This is a genomic window from Staphylococcus coagulans (assembly GCF_002901995.1).
Taxonomy (GTDB): domain Bacteria; phylum Bacillota; class Bacilli; order Staphylococcales; family Staphylococcaceae; genus Staphylococcus; species Staphylococcus coagulans.
In genome coordinates this window covers 74,142-92,783 of sequence record NZ_PPQN01000011.1, presented here as the reverse complement: position 1 = coordinate 92,783, position 18,642 = coordinate 74,142, and the positions used below count along the sequence as shown (strand labels likewise).

The 18,642-nt window shown below is 34.2% G+C and carries 18 protein-coding genes; 15 read left to right on the top strand and 3 right to left on the bottom strand.

The features are described 5' to 3' along the window. The first annotated feature begins 4 nt into the window (after nt 1-4). The 14 genes from CD118_RS02725 to brnQ3 all read left to right on the top strand — a co-directional run bounded on the left by CD118_RS02725 (nt 5) and on the right by brnQ3 (nt 15,962). The gene (locus CD118_RS02725) at nt 5-1,432 is read left to right on the top strand and encodes a S41 family peptidase (RefSeq protein ID WP_103356206.1); all 1,428 of its coding nucleotides are present in this window, start codon (nt 5-7) and stop codon (nt 1,430-1,432) included. A gap of 5 nt (nt 1,433-1,437) precedes the next feature. After that, nucleotides 1,438-1,944 carry a GNAT family N-acetyltransferase gene (locus CD118_RS02720; RefSeq protein WP_016425069.1) on the top strand — a complete coding sequence of 169 codons (507 nt, stop codon included), beginning with the start codon at nt 1,438-1,440 and terminating at the stop codon, nt 1,942-1,944. Between the two features lie 9 nt (nt 1,945-1,953). Then, nucleotides 1,954-3,024 (top strand): undecaprenyldiphospho-muramoylpentapeptide beta-N-acetylglucosaminyltransferase, encoded by a 1,071-nt coding sequence (locus CD118_RS02715; protein ID WP_103356205.1) that lies wholly within the window; start codon nt 1,954-1,956, stop codon nt 3,022-3,024. A gap of 12 nt (nt 3,025-3,036) precedes the next feature. Next, complete coding sequence (locus CD118_RS02710) at nt 3,037-3,651, top strand: phosphatase PAP2 family protein (RefSeq protein ID WP_050330909.1); 615 nt, start codon at nt 3,037-3,039, stop codon at nt 3,649-3,651. Between the two features lie 266 nt (nt 3,652-3,917). Further along, on the top strand, nt 3,918-4,595 hold the full coding sequence (locus CD118_RS02705) for a response regulator transcription factor (RefSeq protein WP_050332182.1): 678 nt from the start codon (nt 3,918-3,920) through the stop codon (nt 4,593-4,595). Then, nucleotides 4,592-5,956, top strand: a complete 1,365-nt coding sequence (locus CD118_RS02700; protein ID WP_050330910.1) for a HAMP domain-containing sensor histidine kinase — start codon at nt 4,592-4,594, stop codon at nt 5,954-5,956. The genes CD118_RS02705 and CD118_RS02700 overlap by 4 nt, the downstream gene beginning before the upstream one ends. Nucleotides 5,957-6,055: 99 nt before the next feature. After that, the gene (locus tag CD118_RS02695; protein ID WP_103356204.1) at nt 6,056-8,842 is read left to right on the top strand and encodes a 2-oxoglutarate dehydrogenase E1 component; all 2,787 of its coding nucleotides are present in this window, start codon (nt 6,056-6,058) and stop codon (nt 8,840-8,842) included. Between the two features lie 14 nt (nt 8,843-8,856). Next, a complete protein-coding gene (sucB, locus tag CD118_RS02690) occupies nt 8,857-10,128 on the top strand; it encodes a dihydrolipoyllysine-residue succinyltransferase (RefSeq protein WP_103356203.1) in 1,272 nt (423 codons plus the stop codon). 245 nt (nt 10,129-10,373) lie between these two features. Next, the gene (locus tag CD118_RS02685) at nt 10,374-10,610 is read left to right on the top strand and encodes a hypothetical protein (protein WP_060829927.1); all 237 of its coding nucleotides are present in this window, start codon (nt 10,374-10,376) and stop codon (nt 10,608-10,610) included. A gap of 65 nt (nt 10,611-10,675) precedes the next feature. Continuing rightward, nucleotides 10,676-11,500, top strand: a complete 825-nt coding sequence (locus CD118_RS02680) for a VOC family protein (protein WP_060829928.1) — start codon at nt 10,676-10,678, stop codon at nt 11,498-11,500. Between the two features lie 6 nt (nt 11,501-11,506). Continuing rightward, nucleotides 11,507-11,710: a DUF6501 family protein gene (locus CD118_RS02675; RefSeq protein ID WP_016425060.1), complete on the top strand. Its 204-nt coding sequence runs from the start codon at nt 11,507-11,509 to the stop codon at nt 11,708-11,710. Nucleotides 11,711-11,807: 97 nt separating this feature from the next. Continuing rightward, on the top strand, nt 11,808-12,605 hold the full coding sequence (locus tag CD118_RS02670; protein ID WP_371317742.1) for an ATP-binding protein: 798 nt from the start codon (nt 11,808-11,810) through the stop codon (nt 12,603-12,605). A gap of 11 nt (nt 12,606-12,616) precedes the next feature. After that, entirely contained in the window at nt 12,617-14,506 is a 1,890-nt protein-coding gene (locus CD118_RS02665; protein ID WP_060829929.1) for a nitric oxide reductase activation protein NorD, read from the top strand. 109 nt (nt 14,507-14,615) lie between these two features. Beyond that, nucleotides 14,616-15,962, top strand: a complete 1,347-nt coding sequence (gene brnQ3 / locus CD118_RS02660) for a branched-chain amino acid-like transporter carrier protein BrnQ3 (RefSeq protein ID WP_050330918.1) — start codon at nt 14,616-14,618, stop codon at nt 15,960-15,962. A gap of 70 nt (nt 15,963-16,032) precedes the next feature. On the opposite strand, the gene CD118_RS02655 is transcribed toward brnQ3, so the two are convergent. The 3 genes from CD118_RS02655 to CD118_RS02645 are packed head-to-tail and all read right to left on the bottom strand — an operon-like array spanning nt 16,033 to nt 18,131. Beyond that, entirely contained in the window at nt 16,033-17,208 is a 1,176-nt protein-coding gene (locus CD118_RS02655) for a toxic anion resistance protein (RefSeq protein ID WP_103356202.1), read from the bottom strand. Further along, the gene (locus tag CD118_RS02650) at nt 17,208-17,846 is read right to left on the bottom strand and encodes a 5-bromo-4-chloroindolyl phosphate hydrolysis family protein (protein ID WP_050332183.1); all 639 of its coding nucleotides are present in this window, start codon (nt 17,844-17,846) and stop codon (nt 17,208-17,210) included. The genes CD118_RS02655 and CD118_RS02650 overlap by 1 nt, the downstream gene beginning before the upstream one ends. 12 nt (nt 17,847-17,858) lie before the next feature. After that, the gene (locus tag CD118_RS02645; RefSeq protein ID WP_050330921.1) at nt 17,859-18,131 is read right to left on the bottom strand and encodes an acylphosphatase; all 273 of its coding nucleotides are present in this window, start codon (nt 18,129-18,131) and stop codon (nt 17,859-17,861) included. Nucleotides 18,132-18,292: 161 nt separating this feature from the next. Between CD118_RS02645 and msaA the strand changes: the two genes are divergently transcribed. After that, a complete protein-coding gene (msaA, locus tag CD118_RS02640; RefSeq protein WP_050330923.1) occupies nt 18,293-18,601 on the top strand; it encodes a regulatory protein MsaA in 309 nt (102 codons plus the stop codon). Nucleotides 18,602-18,642: the final 41 nt, after the last annotated feature.

The window sequence follows — 18,642 nt, the reverse complement described above, 5'->3', positions numbered from 1 at the left end:
ACGATTGAGTACGTCTAACAACAATAAAAAGCCGAAACGTTACATATCTTTTAGAACCTTTATTTTAAGTATCCTACTCACTTTTGTTTTAACCGTATTAGTCATCGCAGGGGGACTTTTTTACTATAACCATTCATCTCAAAACCAAAAAGTGACTGCGAATGCCCAGAAACTAAGTGACGTATACGAATTAATTGCGAATGACTATTATAAAAAGCAAGATAAAGATCAACTTCTCGATCACGCAATTAAAGGCATGACAAAAAGCTTAAGCGATCCATACACTGAATATTTATCGCAAGATGAAACTAAATCTTTTCAAGAGGATGTTTCTGGAGATTTTGTCGGAATCGGTGCCGAAATGCAACAAAAGGGAAAACAAATTATTATTACAAGTCCAATGAAAGATTCACCTGCAGAAAAAGCTGGGATAAAACCTAAAGATGAATTATTAGCAATAAATGGTCATTCGACTAAAGACAAAGCGCTCAATGCCATTATTCCTGAAATACGCGGTAAAAAAGGAACTGAAGTCAAACTGACAATTAAAAGAGGCAATGACACAAGAGATATTACGGTTAAAAGAGATAAGATTCATGTAAAAAGTGTCGAATACAAAAAACATGGACAGATAGGTGTGTTTAAAATTAATAAATTCCAAGAAGGCACTGCAGGAGAACTTAAATCTGCCATTCAGCAATCACAAAAAGAAGGTGTCACACAAGTATTATTGGATTTAAGAAATAACCCTGGTGGCTTGTTGGACGAAGCTGTAAAAATGGCAAATATTTTCCTTGATAAAGGAGAAACTGTCGTCAAACTCGAAAAAGGCAATCAAAAAGATGCTGTTAAAACCGCAAATCAACCATTAGATCATATTAAAGATATGAAGATTTCAATTTTATTAAATGAAGGTTCAGCGAGTGCTTCTGAAGTATTCTCAGGTGCGCTACACGACCATCATATTGCCAAAATTTATGGTACAAAATCATTTGGTAAGGGTATCGTACAAACGACACGTGAATTTAAAGATGGATCTTTATTGAAATTTACTGAAATGAAATGGTTAACACCTGATGGTCATTATATTCACGGTAAAGGCATTAAGCCAGATGTTCCTGTTAAAGGTGCAGACTATGAAAATATAAAACCCATTCCGACAGATAAAACTTACCAAACAGGTGACCACGATAAAAATATACGCTCAATTAAAATTGGAATGAAAGCCTTAGGTTATTCAATAGATACAGTTGATGAATCATACGATGCGCAATTAACGACTGAAATTAAAGCATTTCAACAAAAAAATCACATAGAGGCAAATGGGATGTTTAACGAAGAAACAAATCGTCTATTTACAGAAAAGCTAGTAGAAAAAGCAACGAGTGAAGATCCTATGCTTGAACAAACGCTAAAGAAACTTGAGGAGTGATTTCATTGATTAGAAAAGCAACATTACAAGACCTTAATCAAATCGAAGCTTTAACAGAAGAAGCAAAACAATTAATGATTGAGGATAACAATCCACAATGGGATCATCGTTACCCACTTAAAACCCATTTTAAAACAGATATTGAAATGGGTGGCTTATACGTTTATGACGATTCAGAAATAAAAGGTTTTATCGTCATTGACCAAAATGCACCAGATTGGTATGATGCGCTTGAGTGGCCTATTGATAAATCGAATGCTTATGTCATTCATCGCCTTGTCGCATCGCCACAATATCGGGGGATTGCACAACAACTAATGCAATTCGCAATGGACTTGGCAGAATCACATCACGTTCAAATTTTGTTGACAGATACATTTTCACAAAATGAACGCGCACAAGGATTGTTCAAAAAATATGGTTTTGTCAAAACTGGTGAAATGACAAGTACTGAGTTTCCTTTTGATAAAGGTAAACCATTTTATGCATATTATAAAAATTTAACAGAATAGAGGGTTAATATGGTTAAAATTGCATTTACAGGTGGCGGAACTGTTGGACATGTGTCGGTCAACTTGAGCTTAATTCCAGCTGCAATCGAGAAAGGACATGAGGCATTTTATATTGGTTCAAAAATTGGAATAGAACGTGAAATGATTGAATCACAATTGCCCCAAACACCTTACTATGTCATTTCTAGTGGTAAATTGCGGCGCTACTTTTCTTTTGAAAACTTGAAAGATGTCTTTAAAGTGTTAAAAGGGATTTTAGATGCACGTAAAGTCTTAAAACGAGAAAAGCCAGACATCGTTTTTTCAAAAGGGGGCTTTGTCTCCGTGCCAGTTGTATTAGCCGCAAAATCATTGAAAATACCTACAATTGTTCATGAATCTGATTTAACGCCGGGTCTAGCTAATAAAATTGCAATAAAGTTTGCCAAAAAACTTTATACGACATTTGAAGATACGCTAAAGCATGTTCCGAAAGATAAAGCAGATTTTGTCGGTGCTACCATTCGAGAAGATTTGAAGCACGGCAATAAAACACGTGGTTATCAATTAACTGGATTTAATCCAAACAAAAAAGTGTTACTTGTGATGGGCGGCAGTATGGGAAGCCTTAAAATAAACGAGACCATTCGTCGTCATCTTGATACATTGCTTGAAACTTATCAGATTATTCATTTGACTGGTAAAGGTTTAGTCGCGCCACATGTCCAAACTGAAGGTTATGTACAATTTGAATTTGTTAAAGATGATTTAACGGATTTACTCGCGATTACAGATACCGTCGTTTCAAGAGCGGGTTCAAATGCGATTTATGAATTTCTAACATTACGTTTGCCAATGCTTTTAATCCCATTAGGTCTTGACCAATCACGAGGGGATCAAATTGATAATGCGCGATATTTCGAAAAGCAAGGTTACGCTACCATGTTAGATGAGTCTGAACTCTCTAGTGAAACATTGATGGCAGCGCTCAATGAAATTGAAAAAAATAGAGCTCAATATATTAACAATATGGAGAATTTCACTGAAAGTTATACGAAAGATGATTTACTTGAAAAAATAATTCATGATGCACTTGGTTAAGGAGGTTAGTCCATGTCACATTGGAAGCGAATTTCACTTTTACTCATTTTTACACTGATATTTTCAATGATTGCCATGTTTCATGAATCTCGCTTAGGCAAGTGGATTGATAATGAAGTTTATTCATTTATTTATTCTTCAGAGAGTTTTATATCCACTTCTATCTTTTTCGGTGCGACTCAAATTGGTGAAGTTTGGGCAATGATTACATTATCACTCATTGTCGTGACTTTACTTATGCTTTATAAATACAAAATTGAAGCGCTCTTTTTTGCACTGACTATGATAATGTCCGGCGTAACGAATCCGATACTTAAAAATATATTCGATAGAGAACGACCAACTTTGTTACGACTTATTGATATATCAGGTTTTAGTTTTCCAAGTGGACATGCCATGGGTGCAACAGCATTTTTTGGAAGTTTAATGTTTGTTGCACACCGTATTTTAAAAGGGAAATCAAAAGCTTTTGTTATAAGTGCAAGTGCACTATTTATCATTTTGATTTCTAGTTCTCGTGTCTATCTCGGGGTTCATTATCCAACTGACATCATTGCAGGAATTGTAGGCGGTGTGATTTGTATTTTACTGTCTCAACTCATCCTACGTAAACAATTGAATTTATAAAAGCAACAAAGCCGCCGCAAATGAATGCGACGGCTTTTATTTAACGTTTAATATCAACGAATTTTTATACGGGCATATAAAAGGGGATATTATTGAAAATGACTCAATCTTAAGAACGAATTGTAGTGGGGGGTCGTTGTGATTGATAATCATTTTCAATTACATTATAACTCATTGAGAATGATTGTCAATTAAAAATGCAAAATTTTTTAAAAAACTTTCCCGTTTTATAGTTTTAGCATATGATTATGGAAGAGGTGACAAACATGAAAAAAGTACTCATTGTAGAAGATGAAAAAAACTTAGCTCGCTTTATTGAATTAGAACTTAAACATGAAAATTATGATGTAGAAATTAGAAATGATGGCGCTTCAGGATTGAATCGCGCTTTACAACATGATTTTGATCTTATTTTATTAGATTTAATGTTACCTGAAATGGATGGTTTAGAAGTTTGTAAAAGATTGCGTACGCAAAAAGATACGCCTATCATTATGATTACTGCTAAAGGTGAAATAGAAGATAAAGTCACTGGGTTAGATTATGGCGCTGATGATTATATTGTCAAACCTTTTGAAATTGAAGAATTATTAGCTAGGAGTCGTGCATTGATACGACGGTACACAGATGAGCATGCAGCTAAATCAAATGTGATAGAAATAGATGGCATCAAAATAGATAAAAATGCTTTCAAAGTATGGTATGAAAATGAAACTCTCGAACTCACTAAAACCGAGTTTGATTTATTATTACTCCTTGCAGAAAACAAAAATCGCGTCTTGCATCGAGAACAAATTCTTGATCATGTTTGGGGTTATGAATCTGAAGTCGAAACAAATGTAGTAGATGTATATATTAGATATTTAAGAAATAAATTGAAAAAAATCGATAAACAAAAGCTAATTGAAACGGTTAGAGGTGTAGGATACGTGATCAGACAATGAAACAATCAACACTAAAAACCAAATGGACATTTGTGACGACACTCATTACGTTTCTTATCATTTTCATATTTTGCTTACTCATTATTTATGCAATTAGTAGTTTACTCAAGCAAAATGAATTTCAAAAAGCAGAAAGAAGTGCAGATGATCTTTACAATCTATTAGAGACAAAACCTGTAAAAAATATTACAGCTTTAGAGTATAGCTCCGTCACAGATAGCTCTCAAAAAGTCATTCTTTATGATGAACACGGACATAAATTATTAGAAAACTCAAATACAACGAATATCCAGTTCTCACCACCTTTTCATCCTCACGAAACACGAAATATTAAAATTATACGAAATGATAAAGGGTCTTATATTACTGTTTCTAATCCTGTAGATACGAGTCACTTTAAAGGATATGCTACGATTGTTCATTCTCTTGATGTTTACGATGATTTGCTCAATTTTATTACCTACTTAGCACTTATATTTGGTTTTATCGCATTATTTGTAACCGCATGTATTAGTTATTTCTTTTCATCGCAAATCACACAGCCGATTAATATTATTACTGAAAAGATGACTCAAATTAGACGTAATGGGTTCCAAGAGAAACTCGAAGTGCCTACGAATTACGAAGAAACAGATGCGCTGATTGACACATTTAACAGTATGATGGTCAAACTTGAAAATTCGTTTAATCAACAAAAGCAATTTGTTGAAGATGCTTCACATGAATTGCGCACACCGTTACAAATCATACAGGGCCATCTCAATTTAATTCAGCGTTGGGGTAAAAAAGACCCTGACATATTAGAAGAATCATTGAATATTTCATTAGAAGAAATGAATCGAATTACAAAACTTGTCGAAGAATTATTATTGTTAACTAAAGATGACTCACGCTTAACTGACAATCAAACAGAAAAAGTAGATGTAAACGAAGAAATTAAAAATCGAATACATTCTTTACAACAAATTCACCCAGACTATCAATTTGACTTTTCATCTAATTTAGATTTTATCTATTTAGATATTAATTCTTTCCATCTAGAACAAATACTTTTAATCTTTCTCGACAACGCAATTAAATATGATACGAAAAATAAGCATGTATCAATATCAACAAAACTGATTAACAACCAAGTCTTAATTAAAATTACAGATAAGGGGATGGGCATACCTCAAGCAGACCAAGCACATATATTCGATCGTTTCTATCGTGTTGATAAATCTCGTTCTCGCCAACAAGGTGGAAACGGACTTGGTTTATCAATTGCACATAAAATGGTAAAACTATATAACGGTCGTATTTCAGTCAAAAGTGAAGTGGGTCAATTTACAACATTTATCATCAGCTTCGATTCATTGTAATAACTATAATTATCCAATTTTTTGCCTTTAAATGTTCACATTTTAATGCTATTATTGACCTGTAAGCGTTTTTATTTTTTTAAATGTGGAGGGTGGATTATGAAGAACGATAAACAGGTGACAGAGGCACCTGTAAACTTTGGAACAAATTTAGGATTAATTTTAGAACTTTATGATCAATATTTAGATGATCCTAGTTCTGTTACTGAAGATTTACAAGTTCTCTTTAGTACAATTAAAGACGGTGAAGCAACAGTTTCATCAAAACATCAATCAAGCTCAGGGGATAGCACGATAAAACGTGTTATGCGATTAATTGATAATATTAGACAATATGGTCATTTAGAGGCTGATATTTATCCTGTAAACGCGCCTCAACGTACGAATATTCCTAAATTAAATCCAGAAGACTTTAATTTAGACAAACAAACACTTGAGGGTATCTCAGCAGAAATCGTTTCTGACCATTTTAAGGATATTTATGATAATGCGTATGAAGCCATAGTGAGAATGGAAAAACGGTACAAAGGTCCTATCGCTTTTGAATATACACATATTAATAATAATAAAGAACGTGTATGGCTGAAACGTAGAATTGAGACACCTTATAAAGCAAGCCTCAACAAAGAAGAAAAAATTAAACTATTTAAACTTCTCGCGCACGTAGAGGGGTTTGAGAAATACCTTCACAAAAACTTCGTAGGTGCAAAAAGATTTTCAATCCAAGGTGTAAATACCCTCGTGCCTATGATTACTCAAACAATTAAACGTGCAGCAGAAGAACAAATTACAAATATTCAAATTGGTATGGCACATCGCGGGCGTTTAAATGTGCTAACCCATGTACTTAAAAAGCCTTACGAAATGATGCTTTCTGAATTTATGCATACAGATCCGATGAAGTTTTTACCTGAAGATGGCAGTTTAAAAATCACTTCAGGTTGGACAGGAGACGTTAAGTATCATTTAGGTGGCATTAAAACAATTAAAGACCATGGCTTTGAACAACGTATCACATTAGCAAATAACCCTAGCCATCTTGAAGTTGTGGCACCTGTTGTCACTGGACGTACAAGAGCTGCACAAGATCGCACTGACGCCTCAAGTCAAATTGAGACAGATTACAATAGTGCAATGCCAATCATCGTTCATGGTGATGCCGCTTATCCCGGTCAAGGTGTTAATTTTGAAACAATGAACTTGGGTAACTTGAATGGTTTCTCCACTGGAGGTACTTTGCATATTATTACGAATAACCGTATTGGTTTTACAACCGATCCAGAAGATGGCCGTTCAACAACTTATGCAACAGATGTCGCTAAAGGTTATGACGTTCCAATACTACATGTGAATGCAGATAATGTAGAAGCTACAATCGAAGCTATCGATATTGCTATGGAATTTAGAAAAACATTCAACAAAGATGTCGTTATTGATTTAGTTGGCTATCGTCGTTTCGGTCACAATGAAATGGATGAGCCAACTCTTACCAATCCATTACCATATAAAGAAATTAAAAAGCATGACACTTCAGAGGTTATCTACGGTCAACAATTGGTGGATGAAGGCGTGATTAGTAAAGACGAGATGGATGAAGTGATTGAAGGCGTACAAAAAGAAATGCGTCAAGCACACGACAAAATTGATAAGAAAGATACAAATAACAATACTGATATGGCAATGCCTGAAAGTATCACAAAACCGTTAGCAAATAATGATTCTGAATTATCGCTTGAAAGATTAAAAGAAATTAATGAAGCAATGCTCAATTATCCTGAAACATTTAATGTATTTAAAAAGTTAAATCGTATCCTCGAACAACGTAGAGAACCTTTTGAAAAAGAAGGCGGTCTCGTAGACTGGGCACATGCTGAGCAATTGGCATTTGCTACAGTGATGCAAGAAGGAATCCCAATTCGTATGACAGGTCAGGACTGTGAGCGTGGTACATTTAGTCATCGTCATGCAGTCCTACATGATCAAGAAAATGGAGAAACATACATTCCGTTACAACATGTACCTGATCAAAAAGCAACTTTTGATATTCATAATTCACCATTATCAGAAGCTGCTGTTGTTGGCTTTGAATATGGATACAATGTAGAAAATCCATCATCGTTCAATATTTGGGAAGCACAATTCGGTGATTTTTCGAATATGGCACAAATGTATTATGATAACTTTATTTTCTCAAGTAATGCAAAATGGGGAGAACGTTCAGGATTGACATTCTTCTTACCACACGCGTTTGAAGGACAAGGTCCCGAACACTCATCAGCACGTTTAGAACGATTCTTGCAACTGGCAGCAGAAAACAATATGACAGTATGTAACTTATCAAGTTCAAGTAACTATTTCCATTTGCTACGTGCACAAGCAGCAAGTTTAGCCACAGATGCGATGAGACCTTTAGTCTTAATGTCACCAAAAAGCTTATTACGTAATAAAACCGTTGCACAGCCTATTGATGCATTTACAAGCGGTGGATTTGAACCTATTCTTACTGAAAATCACGACGCAAATAAGATTAAAAAGGTCATTTTAGCATCAGGAAAAATGTTTATTGATTTGAAAGAACGTCTAAAAGAATCACCAAACGATGAAATTTTAATTGTAGCTGTTGAAAGACTTTATCCATTTCCAAAAGAAGAAATTGAGTCGCTATTAAAAACATTACCAAAACTTGAAACCATTGCATGGGTTCAAGAAGAACCGCAAAACCAAGGTGCCTGGTACTTTGTTCACCCTATTTTAAATGAACTTGCAGGGGATCAATATCAACTCATTTATCACGGCAGAAAACATCGTGCTGCACCTTCTGAGGGTGATGGAGAGATTCACAAACTTGTTCAAAATATCATTATTGAAAATAGTTTAAATATTTAGGGGGCATATTTAAAATGGCAGAGGTAAAAGTTCCAGAGTTAGCAGAATCAATTACAGAAGGTACCATTGCAGAATGGTTAAAACAAGTAGGTGACACTGTTGAAAAAGGTGAAGCCATACTTGAACTAGAAACGGATAAAGTAAACGTTGAAGTCGTTTCTGAAGAAGAAGGTACAATTCAAGAATTACTTGCAGAAGAAGGCGATACAGTTGAGGTCGGTCAAGCAATCGCTGTTGTAGGCGAAGGTGGCGCAAAAGCATCAAATACAGATGATTCTAAAAAAGAAGCATCATCAAAAGAAAAAGATGATAAAGAAGAAAGCCAGTCTGATCAAAAAGCAGTAGCAAAATCAGATAAACAAAATGAAGTCGCACAAACTGCTTCAAATGAACGAATCAATGCCACACCGTCAGCTAGACGTGCTGCACGTGAAAAAGGCATCAGTTTGAGTGAAGTGAGTAGCAAAGCGAACGATGTTATTCGTAAAGAAGATGTTGCTCGTGGCCCTCAAGAACAACAAGCAACAAAATCATCAGATAAGCAAAATGAATCAAAATCACAAGCACCACAAAATCCGAACAAACCAGTGATTCGTGAAAAAATGAGCCGTAGAAAGAAAACTGCAGCTAAAAAATTATTAGAAGTGAGCAACAATACAGCAATGCTGACAACTTTCAATGAAGTTGATATGACAAATGTTATGGAATTGCGTAAACGTAAAAAAGAAAAATTTATGGAAGACCATAATGGTACAAAGTTAGGCTTTATGTCATTCTTCACAAAAGCTGCAGTTGCCGCTCTTAAAAAATATCCAGAAGTTAACGCAGAAATTGATGGCGACTATATGGTAACGAAACAGTTTTATGATATCGGTGTGGCCGTTTCGACACCAGGTGGATTATTAGTTCCAAACGTTCGTGATTGTGATAAAAAGAATTTTGCAGAGATTGAAGAAGAAATTGCACGCTTAGCTGCTAAAGCACGTGACAATAAACTCTCTCTCGATGATATGGTCAATGGTTCATTTACAATTACTAATGGTGGTATCTTCGGTTCAATGATGTCAACACCAATTATTAATGGTAACCAAGCTGCAATACTAGGTATGCATTCTATTATGACAAGACCGATTGCAATTGATAAAGATACGATTGAAAATCGACCAATGATGTACATTGCTTTAAGTTACGACCATCGAATTATCGATGGAAAAGAAGCAGTAGGTTTCTTAAAAACGATTAAAGAACTGATTGAAAATCCTGAAGATTTATTATTAGAATCATAAAAAGAAACTACTTTACACATTAAAATACAACGGTGTCATGCACCGTTGTATTTTTACATTCGACCAACTTAATAAGCTTTATTTTATCTCTATGTCGCTATGCTATTCATTACATTGAATAGTGAAAAATGATAAGCATTTATTTTTAAATGAATAATCATTATATATTCAATTGTCAATACATATTCAAACTTTGCTATATACGTTACAATAAAAGATAAGTGCATTAAGAAAGGATTTGACAAATGAATCGTAAATTAATAGTGCCTGTATTAACAGTGGGCATTTTCCTAATTTTAATCAATATAGGGTTGATGATAGCAAGTCTAGTTGGTTCTATTTATTACTATCCTATTTTCCAAACGATAGGCTTAGCATTACTCGTACTATATGGTTTTGATATGATGAAATACAGTCATGCGAAGTCCATATATTTATGGGCAGGAATTCTTTTTATTATGTTTGGTATTTTCTTTAAATAATAATAGCGATAACGTAACTTTAAGATGAAATTCAAAACGGACTTAAGAAAGAAGGAGAATCATTTATGTCTCATATTCGAAGTATTACACTTGCGACTGAAAATATAGACAAAACGATTGATTTATTTCATAATGTGTTAGGAATGACTTATCAAAAAAAGAATCACACTGTTCAATTTGGTGATGCAGCAATTAATCCAGGAACAAGAATACAATTTGTTGAAGTGAATCAACCTATTCAACCAGAGCATCAGCATTTTCAACTGATTGGATTGCGTACACCTTCAGATGAAGGAATTCGGGAATATGAAGATATTTTTCATCAACATCGTCTTGATTTTCAAGAACCCACATTCATGAATGGTCATTCACACCTCGCTTTTTATGATTCCAATGAACAACGATTTGACATTTTTTCAAATGAAAACAATACGGGTGTGGGTCTAGGTATACCAAATGAAGAGAGTACCGTTAATCCACTTCATCAACTTCAAGGCGTGGGCCCAGTGATTATTAAAACAAATGAGTTGATGATTACGATTGCTTTATTAACGCAAATATTCAATTTTGAAGTTTTTGCAGAATACGTGACACCACAAACACAAATACGCACAGTTGTATTACAATCTCAAAATGGTGGCTTAGGCGCTGAAATTCACGTGTTTGAATCAGAAGAAACCGTAATACTCCCAGAATATGGCATTGTAGAGCAAGTCGAATTTACTGCACAAAATATTTCTGAATTTAATGATGCAATTAATAAATTAAAAGCGCATCAAATGCCTTACGAAAATTTAAAAAATGATCAACAACATACACGTTCTATTCGCATTAATGATGCGAACGGTATTTCATATATCTTAACTATAGAACAACAAGAGGAAGGATGAAATTAGATGTTACACGAAACTTGGAAAGAACAAACACCCCAAAAGCAAGTTAAAGTCATTCATACAGATGCAAAGAAATTTACAGTAAGTGATATGCTAACTATTGGTAATACATATCCAGTCGTTAATGAAACAGAAGAGTATTATCAAATTATTGATAATTCTGGTCATGTCGGTGGATACTATAAAACTTATTTTGAAGAAGTTTAATACAAACGGACATAGAAAATAGATGTGACAAAAAGCGGGGGTATCTTTTTACTCACGTCTTTTTTCATGCACTGAATTAGAAAGGATTTTGGGAATGATGAAAGAACAATTTACAAGTTATATAAACTCAGATGAAACAGTATTAGGAGATGCTGAAAAATTATTTGCTTTAAATAAAAACATTTTACTTAAAGGACCAACAGGATCTGGTAAAACTAAATTAGCCGAAACATTAAGTCATATCACTCAATTGCCTATGCATCAAATTAACTGTTCTGTGGATTTAGATGCTGAAAGTTTACTCGGCTTCAAAACAATTAAAACTTCAGAAGAAGGGCATCAAGAAATTGTCTTTATTGATGGGCCAGTCATTAAAGCGATGCGTGAAGGACATATTTTGTATATTGACGAGATTAATATGGCCAAACCTGAAACACTACCGATTTTAAACGGTGTTCTTGATTATCGAAGACAACTTACGAATCCTTTTACTGGTGAGGTCATCAAAGCCGCACCCGGATTTAAAGTGATTGCTGCAATTAATGAAGGGTACGTCGGTACATTACCCATGAATGAAGCTTTAAAAAACCGCTTTGTGGTCATTAATGTGGACTATATCGATGGAGATACATTGCATGATGTCATTAAAGCACAAAGTCTTTTGCAAGACGACCGATTAATCCATCAAATTATTAAATTTAATGAAGATCTGCGCACGATGACACAACAAGGTCAGCTTTCTGAAGAAGCAGCCAGTATACGTGCTTTAATTGATATGAGTGATTTAGCAACAGTGATGCCAATTGAAAGAGCCATACAACGTACCATTATTGATAAATTAGAAGATGAACGTGAGCAACAAGCGATAATGAATGCAGTAGAACTTAACTTTTAGAGGGTGATTTGATGAGCGATCGTTTTATCATGTTTAATGATGAACAACTTGATGCAATGAAAGTGATGATGCTCCAAGACCTTGCAAGGTTGTTACTGAAAAATGAAGACACGCAAGTAAAAATTCATAAATTTCCATATTATGACGCTATCCAAAATGAAGTGATCTGTAGTTCTTTTTGGGCACATCGACCTAAAACCATCGAACATACAGGCCTGAAAACTGATATTTTACTTGCAACGTATAGTTATTTTCATATGGATCCGCAAGTAGTCAATGAAGTTTTAAATAATGAAGAAGATTTTAAACATCCTAAACTGTATCGTCAATTATTTAAAATGATTGAGGAAATGCGTATTTTAAACTTAATTATCAAACAACGACCGATGACACAACGGATGATACAAGTCAGAAAGCAGATTCGCAAACAGTATTGTGAGTCACAAATCAATGTATACCGCACTAAAACATTATTCACTGACTTACTGTTTCTAAATTTAGAATTATCATTTTTACAAGATGATTTCTACACTGTACCGGATATTCATATTGAGTTAGATGGCATATTAAATAGAATGTATCAATATCTGCCTGATGCTTTTCAACTTCGTTCTAGTGAAGAGACAATGTACCTTGTACAACGGATTATGTTTCAAGTGGACGACTGGCTCAGTGAAGATATGCTCAATGAATATTATCATATTCCTCGCCATATTTATGAAGCTTTATCAAATCTTACACTTGAAGATTTAAAGCGGACAGATGCTGCACAAACAGATGGCCATCGAGATGAAGAAGAGGAAGTTGAAGCAGAGCAGATCGAGTCTAAACATGCAGATAGCGACACTGCTGGTGGTGCCTATCTCGAAATGGAATTACACGAAGGTGAAAACAGTGAGGTGTTAAGTGATAATGACACCGCAAGAGAAGGCGATAGTACAGACGATATGACTGATATGATCAGTAAAAAGGGACGCGGCTCTAAAGATACGAAGGAAAATGAAGAAGGCGGCGAACAAGGTCCATCAAATCACTTACTCAGTTTATCGGGTATCAATCAATATGTTGATATTAAGTGGAATGTACCGGAGATACAACCTGAATATTTCGAGGCTTATCGTCAAGTTCAGAGTGAAGTGCAATATGAGATAAAAGATTTAATTCAAATTATTAAAAAAACTATCGATCGTGAGTATCAAGATGTTCGCACGCATCTCACTAAAGGACGTTTACAACGCAATTTAGTGAATTGGTTTATTGATGATCAATATAAACTTTTTTATAAAAAAGCTGATCAGAGTCGAACATTCGATGCAACTTTTACATTACTCATCGATGCCTCAGCGAGTATGCACGACAAAATGGAAGAAACGATTAAAGGGGTCGTACTTTTTCATGAAACTTTGAAATCTCTTAATGTTAAACATGAAATTTTAGCGTTTAATGAAGATGCTTTTGAAGCAGATGATGAATATCAGCCTAATATTATTGATGAAATTATTCATTATCACCAATCTACGTTTAATACAGAAGCGCCAAGAATTATGTCATTAACACCTCAAGATGATAATCGTGATGGTGTAGCTATTCGAATTGCGAGTCAACGCTTATTAACACGTTCAGAGCAACAACGATTCTTAATTGTATTTTCTGATGGTGAGCCTTCTGCCTTCAATTATAGTCAAGATGGAATTTTAGACACGTATGAAGCTGTAGAAATAGCACGTAAACTGGGGATTGAAGTTTTCAACGTTTTCCTTAGCCAAGAACCTATTACTGAATCTATTGAACAAACCATTCATAACATTTATGGTCAATATGCGATATTTGTGGAAGGGGTTCAACATTTACCGAGTATGTTGTCTCCATTATTAAAAAAATTATTATTGAAATCATTTTAATACAAAACTTGAAGTTACATTTGTAATTTTCAGAAATTTTATAGACGATGGCAAATTCTTGTGATAGAATGAATCATATTTATTTAAAGGAATTTGAAGGAGTAGCAATATGAATAAAAACACTTTAATCATTGGCTTTATGTTATTTGCCATCTTTTTTGGCGCAGGAAATCTTATATTTCCACCAAACTTAGGCCTCGATAGCGGCCAATATTTTTGGCCATCCATTCTTGCTTTTGTACTAACAGGAATTGGTTTGCCATTACTCGGCGTTGTCGTTGGTGCATTAGATAAACAAGGTTATATCGGATCAATTAATAAAATACATCCTGCATTTTCAGTCGTATTTTTAGTTTCTATCTATTTAACAATAGGGCCTTTATTTGCAATACCTCGAACAGCTTCAACATCTTTTGAGATGACAGTAACACCAGTTATCCATTCGAGTAATCCTTTGTGGCTATTCATCTTTTCAGTTATATATTTTCTAATTGTTTTATATTTATGTTTGAATCCAGGTAAAATCGTTGACCGTATTGGTGCCATTTTAACACCTTTACTTTTAGTGACAATTATCGCAATGATTGTTAAAGGTTTTATCGATTTTGGAGGCAAACCGCAAAGTAGTGCAAATCCTGAAACTTACACTTCTGCTTTAGGTGGTTTTTCAAAAGGATTTACAGAAGGGTATTTAACAATGGATGCAATTGCAGCGATTGCATTTTCAATGATAGTGGTGAATGCAGTTAAAGCAACAGGTCTTAAACATGCAAATGCCATTTTCAAACAAACAGCAATGGCAGGTATCATTGCAGCAATTGCCTTAGCCGTTATTTATATCTCACTTGGCTTTATCGGTAATCACATGATTATCCCTGAAGATACAATGAAACGATTAGTAGATAACGATCAAAATATTGGGGCTTATTTATTAATTACAATGGCAGATGCGGGTTATGGTGCATTTGGTAAATATTTACTAGGTATTATCGTTGCACTCGCATGTTTAACAACAGCTTGTGGATTGGTTGTCTCTGTCAGTGAGTATTTCAATAGCATTTTACCTAAAATCTCTTATAAAGCATATGTTTACATTTTTACTTTAATTAGTTTTGTATTATCAAACTTAGGTTTAAATGCTGTAATCAAAATGTCTATACCGGTTTTACTCATTTTATACCCAATCGCGATTACGACAGTATTGTTAATTTTAATCGCACGTTTTATTCCAACACGACGAATTACGCAACAAATCACGGTGGCTGTTGTCACAATTGAATCTGCTTTAAGTGTTATGAATACAAACGGATGGTTAAAATTAAGCTTTATTAATCAACTTCCTTTACATCAACATTCACTTGAATGGTTCCCAATTGCTGTAGTTGCACTAATCATCAGCTATGTCATTGGTGCATTTGTAAAAAGGTCTAATATTATCGTTTACGAAAAAGAATAATCGCGAGTCATAATGAAACCACCGCATTCCTATTATGGATGCGGTGGTTTATTAAATGTTTTCATGCTGATTATTGCTGGTTTCTTTGAACTTTAGCTGTCGTCAGTCTTTCTTTTAAGTCACTTTCTAATAGCTTCAAGTCCGCTTCAGCTTGTTGTCTTTTTTGTCTACCTTCTTCTTGAATTTGCAGCGTTTCTTCAATCGTTTGTATAATGTTATCTTGAGTTGTCTTTAACGTTTCAATATCAACAATGCCACGCTCATTTTCTTGCGCAGCAATATTAGCGTTTTGATGCAACATTTCAGAGTTACGTAAAAGCATTTCGTTAGTTGTATCTGTTACTTGCTTTTGTGCAATAGCGGCTTTATGTTGACGTTGTAAAGTAAGCGCGATCGCCATCTGATTTTTCCATAAAGGAATACTTGTTAAAATTGAACTTTGAATTTTTTCAGCGAGCGCACGACTCACATTCTGAATCATTCGAATTTGTGGCGCCGATTGTAAAGAAATCTGTCTTGATAATTTCAAGTCATAAATTCGCTTATCTAAGCGATCTAAAAATTGTTCCATATCTGCAACTTCTTGAACTTTCATTTGATCAGATGTGCCTTTAGCTTCTTCACGCATTTGAGGCAATAGCTCTTTCTCAATCTCTTTCTTTTTCTGTTCACCAGCTTGAATATATAAGTTTAAAATATCAAAATAATCTTTATTTTGTTGATACAAGCCATCTAACATTTGGATATCTTTTACTAATAGTGATTTGTTTTTATCGAGTTCTATCGAAATACGATCTACTTGAGCACTTACCGATTGCATTCGTGAAAATAGTTGTTGCATTGAATTTTTTGAACGCTTAAAAATTTTCTTTAAAAATGAATCGTCTTTTTGAGATAACGACTCAGGGTCGACTTCTTTAAGTTTTTTCATCAATTGCTCTAGTGTATCACCTATAGGGCCTACATCTTTAGATTGTATTTCATTCAACATTTGATGCGAAAAAGTTGAAAGCTGTGTTTGCGCATTAGCTCCAAATTTCAATAAACTTTCATGATTTAAAGGCTCAATTTGTGCAGATAAACTATTAATCTTTTGACGATCTTGTTCTGATAAATGTTTATCTAACTCTGATGATGTTTCTAAAGCTTGTACCTGACTTTGAGACGTCATTTCTTGGTCAAAAGATTTGAAATAATCATCTAAAGGATGAGCTGTCATTTCTTTAGAAAGGTCATTTTGTGTCATCAATCATTCTCCATTTCTTTCATATTTCTTTTCTGATATAGCTGATTAAGTTTTATTTCAGTGTCTAGTTGATTATAATCTTGTTCATTAATTTGTTTTAGATCAGCAATCAGCGTACGTTTGACTTCTTCTAATGTAATACGCGTTTGTTGTAATTTTTGTTGTTCTTCTGCCGATTTTAAAGGCATTTTCGCAAGACGCGTGTAACTTTCAACAAGATTAAGCGCATTATCAATATGTGAATAATAAAAACTCTCTATTTTATAAAATTGAAAAGGCCGTTGCTTAACGAGCGCGTTAATCGTACGACTCAAGCGAAAGATGTCATTAATCAACTTGAAATCTTGTACAGACCGCACACTTATAAATGTTTTTAAAATTCTTTTGATTTTACTTTGCGCTTGGTGAATTTGATGCACGATATAACGATAGTCTTTGCGCGACAAATTCATTTCTTGTAAATATGCACGTGACGTGAGTCTTTGTGTTGGAACATAACCTACAACAAATCCTGTAAAGCCTATCAACGTGTCTAAAATAAAATTCAAATCTAAGGCAAAAATACTTGTCAGCAGTGCGATGATAGAAACCGGAATACCGACAAAAACACCCCAAATACGAGAAAATATATACTTCATATTCATCTTCCTTTAAGATATCACTTTAAAATCTCTAAAATCTTTTTCTATTTCTAGTTCGTCAACAGAATAGTGTGTAACCCTTGAAGCAGGGGAGGCACCCTTTGATACAGCCTTAGTAAAGCTTTCAAGTTGTGTTTCATTCCCTTGAGCATGAACTTCTACATAATCATCTTTATTTTTTACATTGCCAACGATTTCATATTGCATCGCAAGTCGTTCAGTAAAATATCTAAACCCTACACCTTGCACCCGACCATATACACGGATTAAATAGTGCTTCATTTAACATCACCTCTTACAGTTAATTATAAGGATTTTCAGCCTAAAACTCTAATAATAAAGCTACATCACATGCCTAAGCTTTAAGTCCTTTAACTTGATTTTTAAATTTAAAAATATTATTTTTGATGAAAGGCATTTCTTGTATTTAGGGGGATAATTTCATGTGGGAAGTTGCTAAGATTCGTGCAGACTACGAAGGTTGGTGGTTATTCGATGACTGGCCAGAACACATCGTAGATACACAGAAGTTTGATTCGTACGACGCATTTATACAAGCATACCAACAGTTGATACAACAAGCGAAAGGCTATTATGACAATTACATCGTTGGCAAGCATAATATTTACGCATTTTATAATAATTGTGACATGAACTATTGCGAAGACTGTGAGGAAGATCTTCAAATCTTTTATAGCTATATTACATTAAAAAACGAAAAAATTTATTTAAATTTACCAATAATAGACTAATCGATAAATTTTAAATTCTATATTGCAAATCATGCACAATT